Raw genomic sequence first — 14,695 nt, 5'->3', positions numbered from 1 at the left:
GCAGGGCCGAACCGGACAGAACTCCCTTATTCTCCCCTTAGACCGCTGTTTGGGGAGATGCTAGAACAGGTGGTCGTCCTCCTCGAGCAATCGGGCAGGGCCGCCGACGCTCCAGGTGGTCGTCGAAACCCCACACTCGGAGATCTCTTCTTCGACGCGTTCGGCGTGTTTCTCGGTGGTGTTGACGTAGACGCTCGCTCCCGTGTCCGTCGAGAAGTAGACCGGGATGTCCTCTTGCTCGCGGAGTTCGCGCACGCGGTTGAAGATGGCGAGCGTCGCGGGCTGCCAGTAGACCCAGCCCGAGGGACCGGTCATCGTCGTCGCCGCGAGCGAGAGTGAGTCCTGCTCGGCGAGTCCGAACGCGCGATCGAAGTCGTCGCTACGTAATGCGTCGCGCATCTCGACGATCTGGTCGTGGATGTGGGCGTTTCGGGCCTGGAACATGTGGCTGTCTGTGGCCTCCTCGTGGGCGTCTTCGGTCTCCTTGTGGTACGGAACGAGGCCAACGACGATCTTCAGATCCTCGTGGAGGTTCGTCGGAACGCGTCGTGACTGACAGTCGTCGTCGTTCAATCCGGCGTCGAGTTGCGAGAACGCACCCGTCACCGACCTGGCGGCCGACGCCGAGCCGACGCGGGCGATCGTCGAAATCTCGGGCAGCGAGAGGTCCAGGTCGGCCGCCTCCGCGAGCGCCATCGCCGCAGCCGCGAATCCCGACGACGACGAGCCGAGTCCGACGTTTGACGGGAAACTGTTCTCGCTCTCGAGGCGGACGGGATACACCGTGTGCGCGGCGTCCGATAGCGAGCGAGCCTTCTCGACGACAGCTTCCACCCGCTCGGCGGCACGACCCTCGAGTTCTTCGCCGTCTACGACGAACGTGTCGTCGTCGTAGTCCATCGAGAATTCGACGGTGGTCCGGGTGTGACTCGGTGCCGTACAGAGGCTGATGCTGTCGTGGTAGGGAAGTCGCTCGATATCGTCGCGCATCCCGTGGTACTTGACCAGCCCCTGGATCGGGTGGGCCATCGCGGTCGCTTTCATACCCCCACACGTGAGTGACGGCCGCTTAAAGGTCACGGCATCTGTTCCGGACGGTCACCACTTCACCGACGGGTTCACGACCGCACATACGAGCATCGACGATTCCAGTAGCTGGAATGTACTCGAGTGACTGGACACGAACTCGACACGGGAAAATCTCTTAGGCGCTCATCAGGGCTGGGAGGTTTCGTAGGCTTGCTCGACGTTCGCAAGCAGCCGGTGGATCGGGAGGGTGATCCCTGCCTGGCGGGCGGCGATTGCGAGCGGCATTGCGACGATTCCGATCACAATGCACAGTTGGTACAGTGCGAACAGTGTCGCGTGGTACGCGCGGGTTATCATCAGCGTTCAGCCGTGCTCAGACGGAGGGAGTATATAAGCTTTCTTGAATCACAGTTAGTATAATGGTTGTTGATTATCGATCGGGTCGACGCAGTCTTGCGATTCAACCTGGCTTTTAGGGAGCACAACTCAGGGTGTACTCGAGCCTGGATCCGGCTATGCAGGTGGGAATCGACTCCGACAATTCTCGTAACTTATGACCATTATTCGATTCACGTGCGCACTGCGGCGCGTTCACGAGTCGTGGTTCGGATCGTCTCGCGATCGGTGTGTGCATTGTCCGTCCGGCAGTACGAGTCGGCGATCCGGGAGTCGAACCGCAAAGCAGGAAACCCCCCGGGCCGACGAGGTTGTATGGGAAACTATCTCGTCGCGATGGAAGCAGCGTGGCTCGTTCGTGACGTCGAAGAGATCGACGACGCGATCGGCGTCGCCGTCAGCGAAGCGGGGAAACGACTCAACAGCGAAGGCATGGACTACGTCGAAGTCGAGGTCGGAGCGACAGGCTGTCCGGCGTGTGGCGAACCGTTTGACTCCGCGTTCGTCGCGGCCGACACCGCACTCGTCGGACTCGGACTCGAGATGGAGGTCTTCAACGCCGACGGCGAGGAACACGCCTCTCGGATCGCAAAGAGCGAAGTCGGTGGCGCGTTACGAGACGTGCCGCTGTCCGTTCTCGAGATCATCGAAGTACCCGACGAGTAACCCTCCCGTCCGGAATCCGGGTCACCGAAGCGGAGCGTCCACCCAAAACACTTTCTATAACCCGTGGTTATTGACGTGTATGGAGCTCCCGACCCCAGCGGATCTTCGCCAGCGCCGCACCGAACTCGGGCTCACGCAGAGCGAACTCGCCGAGAAAGCTGACGTCTCGCAGCCACTTATCGCCCGCATCGAAGGCGGGGACGTCGATCCACGTCTCTCTACGCTTCGGCGAATCGTCAACGCCCTCGAGAAGGCCGAAAGCGACGTCGTCCGGGCCGAAGATCTGATGAACGAAGCCGTCGTCAGCGTCTCGCCCGGCGAGGCCGTAAGCGAGGCTGCACAAAAGATGGAGGCGGAAGCCTACTCTCAACTGGCGGTTATTCAGGACGGCATTCCGGTCGGCTCGATCAGCCAGAGCGACCTCGTGCAACTGGATTCCGAGGCTCGGGACGAACCCATCGAGGAGCACATGAGCGAAAGCTTCCCGACCGTCTCGAAAGACGCGACGCTGGACGAAATCGGAAACCTCCTCGAACACTACAAGGCCGTGATGATTACCGAAGCCGGCGACACCGTCGGGATCATTACCGAGGCGGACATCGCGAGTCGCTTTTCCTGATACCGACGTTCCGCACGGTCACCGATCGAAATCCGCGGAACGAACGGTCACCGATCGAAACCCGCGATTCCCAAGTACGACCGACCTGTTACAGCGGTAGCGAAGCGAACGCCCACCCGTGACGGTTCTCACGCCGTCTCGAGATCCGGGCGAGGCGCGTTCTCGTATTTGACCATCTTCTCCGGTTTATCGGAAATCGTCTCGTACATCCGCTGTAACGTTTCCTCCGCCGCGAGCAGGTTGTGATCGTCGAGAAACGTCCGCCCGTCGTCGGTCAGTCGGTAGAATTTCCACGGGTATCCCTGCCGCCGTTCGTCGTCCGGGAGCGTCACTTCCTCGACGATGCCGGCGTCGATCAGTTTCTGAACGTGTTTGTACACCGTCGCCTCGCTTACGCTCGGATTCAACTGCTCGAGTTCGTACATCGAGGGCAGCCCTTCGGGGTGTTGAAGCAGGTTACTGATCAGTGCGAACCGCGTCTCCTGGGTGATGAAGTGGACGAGTTCGCGCGTTTGCCCACCGTCGTCGGTCCCCAGACTGGTACTCATGTGGTCACCTACGGAGTGGAGTCACAAGTAATTTACTCTGGAGTATACCACTCTTGAGTCAACCGCCGGGGAACTCGAGCCGTTGCCATCGACTATCGTAAATGGAAACGACTCGGAAACTTCTATTTCCCGGACGCGAGAACGTCGGGGTATGACTGATACGGAGCCCTCCAGTGGGGACGACTCCCTTCCGAGTGTGGCCGACCGCATCGAGAGAGCGGATCTCACGCTCGCCGACAACGAGGAGATACTACACGCGGTCGGGGAGTTGACGTCCATCTTCGAACACGATCGGACGTACTTCGTCCTCGGAAACTACGATCAGGAACCAATCTGCAGACTGAACCTGGTCGTCGATCGATTGAACCGCCGGTCGGACTCCTACGCATTTCGCATGGTCGACATTCGTGGTGAGTGGGACAACGGGATTCAGAAGTTCTGTCTCGTCGCCGACCTCGTTACCCACATCGTCGGCGTCGCGGAGAAAGAGCCAAGCGACTTTCTCGTCGAGCAGGGACTTCTCGTGGGCACTGAGGAGTACTTCTCGAAGAGCTACGTCCTGAAACGCGAGTACGAAGAGGAGTCGCGACCGTTCGGCTGGATGCAAGACGGCGTGTTCGACCTCATGGAGGAAGAGGGGCGATTGTATCGATGGGAGACCGAATCCGATCTCGTCGAGGCAACTGACGACGTCCCCTGATACGGTTTACTGTAAATCATTACCGGAGCGACCGGGCGCTGTCCCGCGGTCGCTCCGGTACACAGTTACAGTAATCCGTATGATACGGTCCGCTGGCTGGAAGCACCGGCGCACCCGCGACCCGTCTGCGGCCGGTCGGTACATCGGAGCAGTCGGCAGTAAGGCGAACGGTTCCGTGCTCACAGTGACTGTCGAAACCGACACTCCGGACAGTACATCTCCCCGTTTTTGACGAGAAAGTGGCTTCGGCCACAGCGGTTGCAGGGACAACCGATCGAAACGTCGGCTTCCCGGGCGACACCCCGAAGCGTGTTCTGTAATCGCGCCATCCGGGCTTCCGCCGAATCGAGGCGGGTTTCGACCCGCTCGAGACGAGCACGTGTCGACGGTTGACGACGATTTCTGGGGGGAATTGGCGGTGCCATACCGTAGATAGCCGGCCAAACGACAAAACCACATACGTATCTCAGCGGTCAGGAAGGTCCCTGAATTCGACCGGACTGGAACCGACACCTGCACGACCGAACGTCACCGCTACGTTCAGGTCGGCATCTTTCCAGCCGGTCCGGTGAACGGATCCCGCTCGAGTTCGATTCGGATCACCGTCTCGGAACCGGCCGTGGTCGGAGTGTCCGCTAGCAATATACCCCCTATTATTTCCGTCTCGGGCCCGTCGATACCATCGTTCGATGGAGTACGTCCAGTGACAGCACGTGACAAGAGTAGGGAGAAAGCCGCCGGCGCGTGTGACAACTGCGGCGAACTCTTTACCGTTTGGGTTCACGACGACGGAACCGTTCGTCCGATCAGTCCACACAACGCCTGTTCGTGCGACGATCCCGAACTCAGGGCCGTAGACGAAACGAGTTTGTGATAGACGTCGAGAACCTGGGGGCAGCATCAAGCGCGCCCCTGTAAATTACTGTGAGTGGTTACCGGAGCGACCGGGCGCAGTCCCGCGGTCGCTCCGGTACACAGGTACAGCAATCCGTATGGATCAGCCGCGAAAGGCAACCACTTCTCGGTCGAGGGTTTCTCACTTTCGAGGTTGGATGGGCGGACGCTATAGCCCGAACGACTCGAGAAGCAGTTCCTCGTTCGTTTCACCGTGAACGTACGTCGGACCGCCGAGGACGTCGATGGTCACTTTCGCGGGCGCGAACAGATCCGCAGGGACCTCCTCGAACTGCCACTCGAGATCGTCGAACACCTCGCCGAACGGCCGGCCGTGTTCGTCGGCGGCCGTCGACGGGACGGCGTCGAAGCAGTCGTCGTCCTCCCGAACGGTGAGGTGGGCGGTTCCACCGTAGGCGATCGCATCGTTCGTCCGTGCGATCGCCGTCCGTTCGTCGCCCGGCACCGGTGGGACTGGCCCGTGACCGGTCGCCGAGACGATGTCGAGGGGGTCGTACCCGAGTTCTGCCAGCCGGAACGTCGCGAGTTCGGCGACTCGAGCCGCGTTCGTGATGCTGCCGACGAGACTCGCCGCAGAGTACGGAAGCAAGAAGACGCTGCTCGTTTCGACCTCCGCGAGCGTCGCAACCTGTTCTGCGACCGCTTCGGTCGGTTCCTCCTCGGTTTCGACGGCGAGTGCGGTCAGATCGAACGCATCGGTGTATCCGACGCGCCTGAACTCCGTCTCCTGGGCGACGAGCGCCCGTGCGGGCCCGCTGCCCAACCCCTCGAAGTCCTCGGTTGTCAGTTCCCACCCTGCCTTCTGCGAACAGAGCAACGAGAGTGCAGGCTGGTCGGTCGAGAGGCTGACGAACGGGATCGGTACGTCTCCGATCTCGTCGAGTTCGTAACTCGGCGTCGCCATCCCGGCAGTCTGGATCTCCGTTAAGAGCATTCCGGCTTCGATCCCGCCGTCGAATTCGAGACCGAAGTCGAGAACCGTCGCGTCGTTTGCGAGGTCGTACCCGCCGACGTTCAACTCCTCGGCGTACTCGAGTGCCTCGTCGACCAGTTCGATCGCCATCCGGTTGAGACTCTCCATGGCTCACGCTTCAGGCTCCGGCGTAAAACAGTTTGTCAGTCCGTGTCTGACGGCCGTCGGACCAAGAGTCCGCCGGCCGAGCTATCGCAGCAACCGCTAGGCCGAATATCCCGCGTCTTCGATCGTTCCGGCGATCGTCTTCCCGTCGACCAGCCCTCCGTCGTGTTCGACCCGCACCTCGTTGGCCTCGTGGTTCGCCGTCGCCGACGACACGCCTTCGAGCGCCTCCAAGGCGTCGGTGACGGTATCCTCACATCCCTCACACGCCATGTCGGTCACTTCGATCGTGGTCTGCTCCATACTCGGCGGTACTTGGCTGCCACAGTTGAGTGTTCTGTTCGAAGAACTCGCGTCTACAGGCGGAGCAGGCCGAGTGCCTCGGAGCCGTACGGAAATCTAGGATTTCCGTGACTGAGCGGAGCGAAGCTCCGTGAGGTCCGCGAGACTGCCGGTCTCGCTTGATGACGAGAGGCCGAAGGCGTCTCGAACCACTTGACCCCAAGGCGGTTCGCGTGTACTGTCGGACAGTACTACTCCCGATCGCTCGTCGGTGACCGCCCGAGTTCCGCCTCGACGGCGTCGACTTTCTCCGCCGCAGACGTTTCCACCGTCCGTTTGTCGTCGATCTTCAGGACCGTACTCACGCGGTCGCCGTCGACCGCCTCGTGAGCCGCTTGCGCGGCCGCGAACAGTTCGTCAACGTCGTCCGTCTCGATCACCGTCCCCATCGGATTCGTCTCGTAGGCGACGTCGTACTCCTCGAGTGCGTCGACCGCTTTCGCGATTTCGCCCGCCATGCTGTCTTCGATCACCGGTGCAACGCTCAATAGTGCAACGACCGTCATACTCGACACCACGTTGAGGAGCACCCTAAAGACGGGCCACGAATGTGTGTCGTTTTCGTTCGTCGTGCTCGTGTGTATCGGCTGGAACCCCTGCGTACACGATGACCGCCGTTGATCGACTCGAGGACGAGAAAAAACCGTAGAATCTTACCTCGATCGGGCGACGTCGCTCGTCTCCGAGGGCGGGTAGATGATGACGTCTCCGTTCGCGTAGACGAAGACCTCGTGTTCGAGGGCGGTGAACGCGACGTGACCCCCGGTTCGTTCGGTTCCGTCAGCCTTCCGACTGAAGAGTCGGTCGAGGGCGTCGGGGTCGACGCTGTCGTAGAGCGAGAACTCGCCCTGCGAGACGTCGGTTTCGACGATCTCCGCGAGCGCGTGGACGATCGTGGTCGTTATCGTCGCGGTACCGTCGCTGTCGTGGTGGAAGACGTAGCGGTCGTTAGGTTGGTCATACTGTAGCTCACTCGAGTCGTGGGTGGGAGAACGTTCCGTTTGCATGTCGATCCTCTGGCGTTCGATCGTCAGCTGTTCGTACAATATCGCAGTATAAAAACCAACCGCAACGTGAAACGGTTTTCGTTCGTGAACTAATAGCTGGGTTGACGGTCGATATTTGAAATAGGTGGCCCGGATTCGACAGTCACAGCCGTTCGACCGCCGAACCGTCGTTCCGTCGAACGACCAGTGGCCCCTCGTCGACTCCCGTTCGCCGCGTCGTCGGAGCGGGAAACCGGTCGTTATCCCTCGGCGTTCCCGATTACCTCCGCATAATTCCACGGTTCCCACGCATTCTACACACCCACGGTTCCCTTTGTTGCCCACACGTCTCTCGAGCGGTGGTTCCTCCAACTGGGAACTGTCTCTCCCCATTAAGTGAAGCGGCGACGAGTGAGAGCTATGAGCACGTACAGCGAAATCGTGTTTCCGACCGACGGAAGCGACGGCTCGACGGCTGCGTTCGAACACGCACTGACGCAAGCGCGTCTCCACGACGCTCGACTTCACGTCCTCTACGTCGTCGATACGACGTACGCCGGCGTCGGGTCGATGGAGACGGCGATCGCCGCCATGCGAGAACAGGGCGAAGCCACGGCCAACGAACTCGTCGGGCGCGCGGAGGCCGACGGCATCGACGCCGTCGCGGCGATCGAGGAGGGCGATCCCTACGAGGAAATCGTCGAATACGCCGACTCTGACGTCGACCTGATCGTGATGGGGACGCACGGGAGAAGCGGGATCGACAGGTACCTCCTCGGGAGCGTCACCGAGAAGGTCGTGCGAACCGCCGACGCACCCGTGCTGACCGTCCGAACCCAGCCGTAATTCGGCGGCAAACCGGAGTGTCGCCCCTCGAGACCGCGCCTCTACGGCCGGGGCAGGCCGAGACGGTTTACGGGGTGTACCGACCGGCACCATATCGTTGGCGAACTATCAAGACCCTGCTCGAGGAACACCCACAGAGCGTGTTCCCCGAGACCATCGAAACCGACTCCCTCGTGCTCGAGAGGCTGTCGCCGGAGTACGTCGACGCCCTCGAGTTGTACGAACTGTTCGCGCGAAGCCGCGACGACGTTTCGGCGGTCTTCGAGTACGTCCCGCAGGACCCGTACTCGTCGGTCAAAGACGCCCACAATCAGTTGGCGGAGGCGGAAGCATCCTGGGACGACGGCGAAACCGCTCAGTACGCCGTTCGTACGGTAGACGGCGACCTCGCGTGATACACCGGATTGATTCCGGAGTGGGACCGCCGGATGGCCAGAATCGGGTTCATCCTGGGACGGCCCTACTGGGGTCGAGGGTACGCGGGCGAGTGCGCCGACGCGTTGACCGCGGTCGCGTTCGACCACCTCGACCTCGAGGTGGTGGCGATCGACCACGCGGAGGGGAACGAGCGATCGAAGCGAACGATCGAATCGTTCGTCGACGAGGTCGGGGGTTCGTACGACGGGCTGTTGCGCAACTGGCTCGCGATCGACGGCGACGTCGCCGACCACCACCGGTATACGATCGGCAAGGAGGAGTATCGGCGAGCGACCGAAAGCTGAACCGAGTCAGCCAGTCGTCACTACTCGAAGCGATCGTCGGGCCTGTTCTCGAGGGCTTCCTGAGAGTCGCGGAGCATCGACTCCGCCTCGGCGCATCGTCGGTTCTTGGGCGACATGATCGGCTCGCCCGTTCCCTCGATGCGTTCTTCGGGATCTTCGACCGCGATCCACTCGCGGACGCGGGACACCAGTCGGCGGAGCATATTCGTATCAAACGTCTGGCGAGATAAATAGATTGGTGATGGTCACTCGCCGTACGCGATCGACGAGAGCGTCGCCCGCTCCGCGTGAGTCGTGTCCTGCCGGCTGAACTGGACGACGATCGGTTCATTCGATTCGACGACGATCCCGTAGTCCTCACCCAGCGGCGGCGCGTAGGGGTCGATCAGGTCGTTGATCCGAACGTGGCGAACGCGTCTGGGAGCGACGGTGAGCGGATACGGGCCCGCCTCGCGGCCGTCCGCGTAGTACAGCAGTATCTCGAGGATCGCCATCTCCGTGCCGGCGTTTAACAGACAGAGTCTGTCGTGGCTGACCATCTCCGGCTCGGGGCCGGTACTATCCACGGGCACGTGCCCGCCCGGAATCTGCCAGCGCTCTTTTCCGATCGGTCGGCCCGTCTCGTCGTCCGTCACGATTCTTCGCCCTCGGTTTTGCCCGCATCCGCCGCCGTCCCGCCGTTCGGTACCTCGCCCAGCAGCTCCACGACGTAGTCGGTCGTGAACACCCCTTCCGGATCCAGTTCGCGTCGGAACGACTGGAACCGGTCCCACTCCGGATACAGTTCCTCGAGTTCGGGTGCACGGAGGCTGTGTCGCTTCCCCCAGTGTGGGCGGCCGTCGTACTCCCGAAAGAGTGGCTCCATGTCCTCGAAGTACTCCCAGTACTCGAGTTCAGCGTTCTGAATGCACGAGATCGTCATCGTCTCGCGTTCGTACTCGGTCGAGAGGTAGCTGTCGTCGGCCCCGACGGTCCGGACGAGCACTCGCCAGCCGACGTCGCTTCGCCAGCGATCCCTGATCCGGTCTCGGGCCCTGAGAACGCACTCCTTCGCTACTTCTCGGGGAACGGCGTACTCCATCTCCTCGAACTTCCTGCCGATCTCGTTGTGCGCGGGGATCACCTGGTGTGACCACCCCGTTTCGTCTTCGACGAGCGTCGCGTACTCGAGTTCGGAGTCGTCCGTCCCGCCGCCGGGTGCGTTGAGCAGTCGGAGTTTGACCTCGTCCGACCGGGGATACCAGTAGAAGTCGAAGTTGCGGTTCTCCTCGATCAGGTCGTCGAGGTGGTCCCAGAAGTCTTCGAAGCGAGCGCAGTACTCCCGGCGTCTGAGCTTGTACGTCCGAAGCAGGTCGAGGCGGATCTCGGTGAAGATACCGAGGGTGCCGAGGGAAACCCGGACGGCGTCGAGCAACTCGGGGTCGTCTTCGGCGTCGAACTCGCGAATCTCACCGGTTCCCGTGACCATTCGCCCGCCGACTAACGACCCCGCGAGGTTCTCGAATCCGGCTCCCGTCCCGTGGGTTCCGGTACCGCACGCGCCGGCGACGGTCTGCATCGTGACGTCCCCGAGGTTCTCCATCGCGAGGTTTCGCTCGTGGAGTTCGATACCCGCCTCCCCGAGGGTCGTGCCGCCCCGAATCGTGGCCTCGTTCGCCTCGGAATCGTGAGAGACGACGCCGGTCATGTTCTCGAGCGAGACGACCACGCCGTCGGTCTCGACGACCGGCGTCCACGAGTGGCCCGCACCAGCCACGCGGACGGTTTCGCCCGTCTCGGCGCAGTGGCGAACGACCGACTGCAGTTCGGACTCGCGCTCCGGTTTGACGACTCGATCCGGTTCGAACGAGATGCCACCGGACCAGTTCGTCCACTCCTCGGGCGACTCCTCGTCGAGTTGTTCCTGGCTCATCGCCACACCCTCGAGGGGACGTCGCGGACGTTCGTCGGCGTTGGATCGTAACCCCCGTGTCGTACCACCGGGATTCGTACGTCGATCACGTTCACTCACCTGTGCCGACGTCCACGAACGGCCGGATAACGTATCGCCCTGTACGCTCAAGCGGGCCCCGATCGGTCGGTGGGGTGTTCGTACTGCCGGCCGGCAGTCAGTGGTGCGGATCGGCGTACCGATGGACCAACAGGACTGTAACCCGTCTTCGGGACCGTCTCTGGAGACGTATCGGTTTCTAGATCTTTTCGATCTCCGGATAGATTTCTCACCACTTTCTCTTGCGGTCGACCACCGTTGCGAACGATTTAACTCGATAACGGAGATGTGTTCGGTATCGATGGAGTATCTCGTCTGGGCAGTGGTGGGACTGTTGGCGTACTCACTCGTCGCCCCTCTGGCTAGTTCCGCCACTCAGGACGTCCCGCCGACACCAGCCCTGTTTCTCTCGACGGCGGTATTTCTCGCCATCGCCGGTGTGGTACTCGTCGTCGCCGGGACGGGCGAGTGGTCGTACGTGGTATCGAGAGACGCCCGTTACGTGTACGTCGCTGGGGTGTTTCTCACGGTTGGAATACTCGGCTACACCGCGGCACTCGAGGCTGGCCCCGTAAGCGTCGTCGTCCCGATTTACGGGATGTTCATCGTCGGAAGTTCGGCTATCGGGATACTCTTTCTCGGCGAGTCGGTGACGGCCACCCGAGTCGCGGGAATCTGCTGCGCGATGATCGCGATCTACCTGAGTGCGGAGGGGGCGTGATGGCGCGACGCTATCTCGTCCTTTCGGTGATCGCGTTCGGTGCCTACAGCCTCGTCGCTCCGCTGTTGAAAATCGCGATGGAGACGATTCCGAGTACGATGGCAGTCTTCCTCTCGAACGTCGTCATGTTCTCGTTGCTCGCAGCGGCATTGGTATACGCGCGGACGTCACCGATTCCCTACCTCACCCACCCGAAACTCCCCCACATCATCGCGTGGGGCGTCGTGTTAGCTATCGGGCTGTTAGCGTACTACCGGGCGCTTGCTCTGGGTCCGATAAGTGTCGTGGTTCCGATCTACGGACTGTTTATCGCCGTCAGTTCGGGGATCGGCGTCGTCGCGTTCGGCGAGTCGGTCACGAGGAGAAAAATCGCCGGTGTTGGCATGGCGATACTGGCGATCGTGTTAATGTCGATCTGAAAGACGTCCGTCTGCCCGCCGTTCGAGGCGGACGGTATCGGCTATAGTAACAACGGTACACGCCTATTCGACGAGACGTGTGATCTCCTCATCGAGTCGCTCGTAAAGATCCTCCGCCCGATTCTCGTCTTCCGGCGCGAGCGACTCGAGCGGCGGTCGCACCCGACCGCCGTGGAGCCCTGCCAGCTCGAGACCCTTCTTTACGGCAGGCACGCTGACCGCGCCGGGTATGTCGTTGTCGTGGCCGCTTCCATCTCGGAACTGCTGGTAGGGCAAACAGATGCTTCGGAGCGTGCGCGCCCGGTCCCAGTCTCCGCTCTCGAGCGCGTCGAACAGTTCGAGGCCGATTTCCGGCCGGAAGTTACTAACGCCCGCGGAGAACCCCTCGACCCCTTCGGCCCAGAACGACACCGCGTACGGTTCTGCGAGGCCGTCGACCCAGACCACGTCGTCGCTCCCCGCTTCGACCCCGGCCCCGAGCGTGACCGGATCCGCGAGCGCGTACTTGATGCCGGCGACGCCGTCGATTCGCGTGAGTTCCGCGAGGTACTCCACGGAAGGGGAGAACCCGCGGACGTACGGCACCAGCGGAGCGTCGGTAATCGCCTCGAGTTGGCGGTAGTACGCGAGCAATCCCCGTTCGTGGAGGTACGTGTGATCCGGCGGCATGATCATCATCGCATCGACGCCGACTTCGTCGTAGGCCGCGACGAGGTGCCGGGCGTTGGCCGTGGAGCCGCCGACGCCGGCGAGTACGCAGGCGTCGTCCGGCAAGGCGTCGACGCTCGTCTCGACGACGGCGATCCGCTCGTCCTGAGAGAGCGAGTGGTACTCGCTGATGTTCGCGGCCGCGAGGAACGTCCGAATCCCCTCTCGGTACAGTGCCCGGGCGTTCTCCTCGAGTTTCTCGTGTTCGATCTCCAGGTCGGCGTCGAACGGCGTCAGGAGCCCGACCGCGACCCCGCGAAGACGATCCTGCACCTGCTCGACTGAGGAGGACATGGTGGTGGGGTCCACCCTCGGTCGAATAAATCTCCGCGTTGCAAGCTGCTGACCGCAGACCGGTTCCAGACGGGGACAGATCGGGCATGTAACCGGGTTCAGTCAGCAGTCCCGAGCGGAACGCTGCATGGGCGGGGCCAAGAACGGTGGGTCTCGAGCCGGTAGGTCCCGGTATGTCCGAGGTGTACTACAACTACGTCGACGGCGACTGGGTCGAGTCGGAAACGGGTGACACGTTCGAGGTGGTAAACCCCGCGGATACGACCGACGTGATCGGGGGGTTTCAGCGCTCGAGCAGCGACGACGCGACGGCGGCGGTCGAAGCAGCGGCCGACGCGGCGGACGAGTGGGCCGACGTACCGGGAACGGAACGCGGTTCGATCCTCACCGAGGCGGCCCGCCACATGGCCGATCGGACGGACGAACTTACGGAGACGCTGACCCGCGAGGAGGGCAAGACCCTCACGGAGGCGGGCGCGGAGGTCCAGCGCGCCGTCGACATCTTCGAGTACTACGGCCAGAAGGCGGTGGACTTCGGCGGCGAGGTGAAACAGCCCGGATCGCGGGACGCGAACCTCTACACGGTCGAGGAGCCGATGGGCGTCGCCGGACTCGTGACGCCGTGGAACTATCCCGTCGCGATCCCGGCCTGGAAGAGCGCGCCGGCGCTTGCGACCGGGAATACGGTCGTCCTCAAACCCGCGAACGGCGCGCCGAACGTCTTCCGGAAGGTCGTCGAGTGCCTCGACGAGGCGGGAATTCCGGACGGCGTCGTAAACTACCTGACCGGGCCCGGGAGCGATGTCGGCGGGACCATCGTCGATCACGACGACGTCGACGTCGTCTCGTTTACGGGCAGCCGCAGTGTCGGGGAGATGATACACGAACAGGCCGGCGCGAACCAGAAGCGCGTCCAGACCGAGATGGGGTCGAAAAACACCACCGTCGTAATGCCGAGTGCCGACCTCGAGGAAGCGGCCGAAATCGTGGGCGCGGGTGCGTTCGGCGTCACGGGCCAGGCCTGTACGGGTACCGAACGCGTCGCCGTCCACCAGGACGTCCACGACGAATTCCTCGAAGAGTTGATCGCGTACGCCGACGGCCTGGAGATCGGACCCGGTCTCGAGGACCCGGACATGGGCCCACACTTCGACCGGGACCACCTCGAGGGAACCCTCGAGTACGTCGAGCGGGGACGCGACGCGGACGGAACGCTCGCGTACGGCGGCGAAGCGCTCGAGGGGGGCGAGTACGACGACGGCCACTTCGTCGAACCGACGATCTTCACCGACGTCGACTCCGACGCGGCCATCATGCAAGAGGAGATATTCGGCCCGTTCGTCGGCGTGATGTCAGCGACCGATTTCGAGGAAGCCGTCGAACTCGTCAACGACGTCGAGTTCGGGCTCTCGACGAGTATCGTAACGCGCGATCACGCGGAGGCGAACCGCTTTCGGGATGCCGTCGACTTCGGTATCGTCAAGATCAACGAGAAGACGACCGGACTCCAGTACTACGTCCCCTTCGGTGGAATGAATGCCTCCTCTTCGGAGACGTTCCGCGAGCAGGGCGACGCCGCGATCGACTTCTACACGATCACCAAGACGGTGTACGAGAACTACGGCCGACGCTGATGGGATCGGAGGAAAGCCGTTGCCGCCTCTCCGGCCGGCGTGGAAACGGTTTCGGTCGTTGCTGTAGGGCCGCAATCGGACT

General features: G+C 62.3%; 22 protein-coding genes. 10 read left to right on the top strand and 12 right to left on the bottom strand.

Features of this window, described 5'->3' with window-relative positions:
* Nucleotides 1-60: 60 nt before the first annotated feature.
* Nucleotides 61-1,044, bottom strand: coding sequence for a phosphomevalonate decarboxylase MvaD (mvaD, locus tag EA473_RS03155; protein ID WP_124194222.1), 984 nt, complete (start codon nucleotides 1,042-1,044; stop codon nucleotides 61-63).
* 171 nt (nucleotides 1,045-1,215) lie between these two features.
* Nucleotides 1,216-1,386, bottom strand: a complete 171-nt coding sequence (locus EA473_RS22120; RefSeq protein WP_165875189.1) for a hypothetical protein — start codon at nucleotides 1,384-1,386, stop codon at nucleotides 1,216-1,218.
* A gap of 354 nt (nucleotides 1,387-1,740) precedes the next feature.
* On the opposite strand from EA473_RS22120, the gene EA473_RS03150 reads away from it, so the two are divergent.
* Both EA473_RS03150 and EA473_RS03145 read left to right on the top strand, forming a co-directional pair.
* A complete protein-coding gene (locus EA473_RS03150) occupies nucleotides 1,741-2,091 on the top strand; it encodes a DUF555 domain-containing protein (protein ID WP_124194221.1) in 351 nt (116 codons plus the stop codon).
* A gap of 79 nt (nucleotides 2,092-2,170) precedes the next feature.
* Nucleotides 2,171-2,710, top strand: coding sequence for a CBS domain-containing protein (locus EA473_RS03145; RefSeq protein WP_124194220.1), 540 nt, complete (start codon nucleotides 2,171-2,173; stop codon nucleotides 2,708-2,710).
* A gap of 128 nt (nucleotides 2,711-2,838) precedes the next feature.
* Here EA473_RS03145 and EA473_RS03140 read toward each other — a convergent pair whose 3' ends face one another.
* Nucleotides 2,839-3,258 carry a winged helix-turn-helix domain-containing protein gene (locus EA473_RS03140; protein WP_124194219.1) on the bottom strand — a complete coding sequence of 140 codons (420 nt, stop codon included), beginning with the start codon at nucleotides 3,256-3,258 and terminating at the stop codon, nucleotides 2,839-2,841.
* A 151-nt stretch (nucleotides 3,259-3,409) separates the two neighbouring features.
* Between EA473_RS03140 and EA473_RS03135 the strand changes: the two genes are divergently transcribed.
* Nucleotides 3,410-3,958: a hypothetical protein gene (locus tag EA473_RS03135; RefSeq protein WP_124194218.1), complete on the top strand. Its 549-nt coding sequence runs from the start codon at nucleotides 3,410-3,412 to the stop codon at nucleotides 3,956-3,958.
* A 179-nt stretch (nucleotides 3,959-4,137) separates the two neighbouring features.
* On the opposite strand, the gene EA473_RS03130 is transcribed toward EA473_RS03135, so the two are convergent.
* Nucleotides 4,138-4,383: a hypothetical protein gene (locus tag EA473_RS03130; RefSeq protein ID WP_124194217.1), complete on the bottom strand. Its 246-nt coding sequence runs from the start codon at nucleotides 4,381-4,383 to the stop codon at nucleotides 4,138-4,140.
* Between the two features lie 278 nt (nucleotides 4,384-4,661).
* On the opposite strand from EA473_RS03130, the gene EA473_RS22115 reads away from it, so the two are divergent.
* Nucleotides 4,662-4,832, top strand: a complete 171-nt coding sequence (locus EA473_RS22115) for a hypothetical protein (RefSeq protein WP_165875188.1) — start codon at nucleotides 4,662-4,664, stop codon at nucleotides 4,830-4,832.
* Nucleotides 4,833-5,021: 189 nt separating this feature from the next.
* Here the strand turns inward: EA473_RS22115 and mch are convergent, their stop codons facing one another.
* From mch to EA473_RS03110, 4 genes are all read right to left on the bottom strand, one after another.
* Nucleotides 5,022-5,954, bottom strand: a complete 933-nt coding sequence (gene mch, locus EA473_RS03125; RefSeq protein ID WP_124194216.1) for a methenyltetrahydromethanopterin cyclohydrolase — start codon at nucleotides 5,952-5,954, stop codon at nucleotides 5,022-5,024.
* Between the two features lie 96 nt (nucleotides 5,955-6,050).
* On the bottom strand, nucleotides 6,051-6,254 hold the full coding sequence (locus EA473_RS03120) for a heavy-metal-associated domain-containing protein (protein WP_124194215.1): 204 nt from the start codon (nucleotides 6,252-6,254) through the stop codon (nucleotides 6,051-6,053).
* Between the two features lie 230 nt (nucleotides 6,255-6,484).
* Nucleotides 6,485-6,799, bottom strand: coding sequence for an MTH1187 family thiamine-binding protein (locus EA473_RS03115; protein WP_124194214.1), 315 nt, complete (start codon nucleotides 6,797-6,799; stop codon nucleotides 6,485-6,487).
* Between the two features lie 147 nt (nucleotides 6,800-6,946).
* A complete protein-coding gene (locus tag EA473_RS03110) occupies nucleotides 6,947-7,300 on the bottom strand; it encodes a HalOD1 output domain-containing protein (RefSeq protein ID WP_124194213.1) in 354 nt (117 codons plus the stop codon).
* A gap of 399 nt (nucleotides 7,301-7,699) precedes the next feature.
* Here EA473_RS03110 and EA473_RS03105 point away from each other — a divergent pair, with 399 nt between their 5' ends.
* The 3 genes from EA473_RS03105 (at nucleotide 7,700) to EA473_RS22680 (ending at nucleotide 8,847) form a co-directional block, all read left to right on the top strand.
* Nucleotides 7,700-8,125, top strand: a complete 426-nt coding sequence (locus EA473_RS03105) for a universal stress protein (protein WP_124194212.1) — start codon at nucleotides 7,700-7,702, stop codon at nucleotides 8,123-8,125.
* 140 nt (nucleotides 8,126-8,265) lie between these two features.
* Nucleotides 8,266-8,520 (top strand): GNAT family N-acetyltransferase, encoded by a 255-nt coding sequence (locus EA473_RS22685; protein WP_243645179.1) that lies wholly within the window; start codon nucleotides 8,266-8,268, stop codon nucleotides 8,518-8,520.
* Nucleotides 8,521-8,529: 9 nt separating this feature from the next.
* A complete protein-coding gene (locus EA473_RS22680; protein WP_279387616.1) occupies nucleotides 8,530-8,847 on the top strand; it encodes a GNAT family N-acetyltransferase in 318 nt (105 codons plus the stop codon).
* A 20-nt stretch (nucleotides 8,848-8,867) separates the two neighbouring features.
* On the opposite strand, the gene EA473_RS03095 is transcribed toward EA473_RS22680, so the two are convergent.
* From EA473_RS03095 to EA473_RS03085, 3 genes are read right to left on the bottom strand one after another with little or no spacing between them, the layout of a single operon-like run.
* Entirely contained in the window at nucleotides 8,868-9,050 is a 183-nt protein-coding gene (locus EA473_RS03095; protein ID WP_124194211.1) for a hypothetical protein, read from the bottom strand.
* A 42-nt stretch (nucleotides 9,051-9,092) separates the two neighbouring features.
* Nucleotides 9,093-9,482 (bottom strand): sensory rhodopsin transducer, encoded by a 390-nt coding sequence (locus tag EA473_RS03090; RefSeq protein ID WP_124194210.1) that lies wholly within the window; start codon nucleotides 9,480-9,482, stop codon nucleotides 9,093-9,095.
* Nucleotides 9,479-10,759: a D-arabinono-1,4-lactone oxidase gene (locus EA473_RS03085; protein WP_124194209.1), complete on the bottom strand. Its 1,281-nt coding sequence runs from the start codon at nucleotides 10,757-10,759 to the stop codon at nucleotides 9,479-9,481. The genes EA473_RS03090 and EA473_RS03085 overlap by 4 nt, the downstream gene beginning before the upstream one ends.
* Nucleotides 10,760-11,138: 379 nt before the next feature.
* Here EA473_RS03085 and EA473_RS03080 point away from each other — a divergent pair, with 379 nt between their 5' ends.
* Complete coding sequence (locus tag EA473_RS03080) at nucleotides 11,139-11,558, top strand: EamA family transporter (protein ID WP_124194208.1); 420 nt, start codon at nucleotides 11,139-11,141, stop codon at nucleotides 11,556-11,558.
* A complete protein-coding gene (locus tag EA473_RS03075; RefSeq protein WP_124194207.1) occupies nucleotides 11,558-11,977 on the top strand; it encodes an EamA family transporter in 420 nt (139 codons plus the stop codon). Before EA473_RS03080 ends, EA473_RS03075 begins: the two co-directional genes overlap by 1 nt.
* A 63-nt stretch (nucleotides 11,978-12,040) precedes the next feature.
* Here EA473_RS03075 and EA473_RS03070 read toward each other — a convergent pair whose 3' ends face one another.
* Complete coding sequence (locus EA473_RS03070) at nucleotides 12,041-12,979, bottom strand: dihydrodipicolinate synthase family protein (RefSeq protein ID WP_124194206.1); 939 nt, start codon at nucleotides 12,977-12,979, stop codon at nucleotides 12,041-12,043.
* A 173-nt stretch (nucleotides 12,980-13,152) separates the two neighbouring features.
* On the opposite strand from EA473_RS03070, the gene xacF reads away from it, so the two are divergent.
* A complete protein-coding gene (gene xacF / locus EA473_RS03065) occupies nucleotides 13,153-14,613 on the top strand; it encodes a 2,5-dioxovalerate dehydrogenase (RefSeq protein WP_124194205.1) in 1,461 nt (486 codons plus the stop codon).
* The last annotated feature ends 82 nt before the right edge of the window (nucleotides 14,614-14,695 follow it).

It is taken from the genome of Natrarchaeobius chitinivorans, from assembly GCF_003841505.1.
Lineage (GTDB): Archaea > Halobacteriota > Halobacteria > Halobacteriales > Natrialbaceae > Natrarchaeobius > Natrarchaeobius chitinivorans.
The sequence above is the reverse complement of the archived record's forward strand: the minus strand, read 5'-3'. Positions and strand labels throughout refer to the sequence as shown.

Bases quoted from the DNA above. Each gene is read 5' to 3' on its own strand.
- EA473_RS03135 (WP_124194218.1), top strand. From the start codon at position 3,410: ATGACTGATACGGAGCCCTCCAGTGGGGACGACTCCCTTCCGAGTGTG.
- EA473_RS03115 (WP_124194214.1), bottom strand. From the start codon at position 6,799: ATGACGGTCGTTGCACTATTGAGCGTTGCACCGGTGATCGAAGACAGC.
- EA473_RS03085 (WP_124194209.1), bottom strand. From the start codon at position 10,759: ATGAGCCAGGAACAACTCGACGAGGAGTCGCCCGAGGAGTGGACGAAC.
- EA473_RS03120 (WP_124194215.1), bottom strand. From the start codon at position 6,254: ATGGAGCAGACCACGATCGAAGTGACCGACATGGCGTGTGAGGGATGT.
- EA473_RS03130 (WP_124194217.1), bottom strand. From the start codon at position 4,383: ATGGCACCGCCAATTCCCCCCAGAAATCGTCGTCAACCGTCGACACGT.
- EA473_RS03070 (WP_124194206.1), bottom strand. From the start codon at position 12,979: ATGTCCTCCTCAGTCGAGCAGGTGCAGGATCGTCTTCGCGGGGTCGCG.
- EA473_RS03110 (WP_124194213.1), bottom strand. From the start codon at position 7,300: ATGCAAACGGAACGTTCTCCCACCCACGACTCGAGTGAGCTACAGTAT.
- EA473_RS22120 (WP_165875189.1), bottom strand. From the start codon at position 1,386: ATGATAACCCGCGCGTACCACGCGACACTGTTCGCACTGTACCAACTG.
- EA473_RS03140 (WP_124194219.1), bottom strand. From the start codon at position 3,258: ATGAGTACCAGTCTGGGGACCGACGACGGTGGGCAAACGCGCGAACTC.
- EA473_RS03150 (WP_124194221.1), top strand. From the start codon at position 1,741: ATGGGAAACTATCTCGTCGCGATGGAAGCAGCGTGGCTCGTTCGTGAC.
- EA473_RS03075 (WP_124194207.1), top strand. From the start codon at position 11,558: ATGGCGCGACGCTATCTCGTCCTTTCGGTGATCGCGTTCGGTGCCTAC.
- EA473_RS03145 (WP_124194220.1), top strand. From the start codon at position 2,171: ATGGAGCTCCCGACCCCAGCGGATCTTCGCCAGCGCCGCACCGAACTC.
- mvaD (WP_124194222.1), bottom strand. From the start codon at position 1,044: ATGAAAGCGACCGCGATGGCCCACCCGATCCAGGGGCTGGTCAAGTAC.
- EA473_RS03105 (WP_124194212.1), top strand. From the start codon at position 7,700: ATGAGCACGTACAGCGAAATCGTGTTTCCGACCGACGGAAGCGACGGC.
- EA473_RS03080 (WP_124194208.1), top strand. From the start codon at position 11,139: ATGGAGTATCTCGTCTGGGCAGTGGTGGGACTGTTGGCGTACTCACTC.
- EA473_RS03095 (WP_124194211.1), bottom strand. From the start codon at position 9,050: ATGCTCCGCCGACTGGTGTCCCGCGTCCGCGAGTGGATCGCGGTCGAA.
- mch (WP_124194216.1), bottom strand. From the start codon at position 5,954: ATGGAGAGTCTCAACCGGATGGCGATCGAACTGGTCGACGAGGCACTC.
- xacF (WP_124194205.1), top strand. From the start codon at position 13,153: ATGTCCGAGGTGTACTACAACTACGTCGACGGCGACTGGGTCGAGTCG.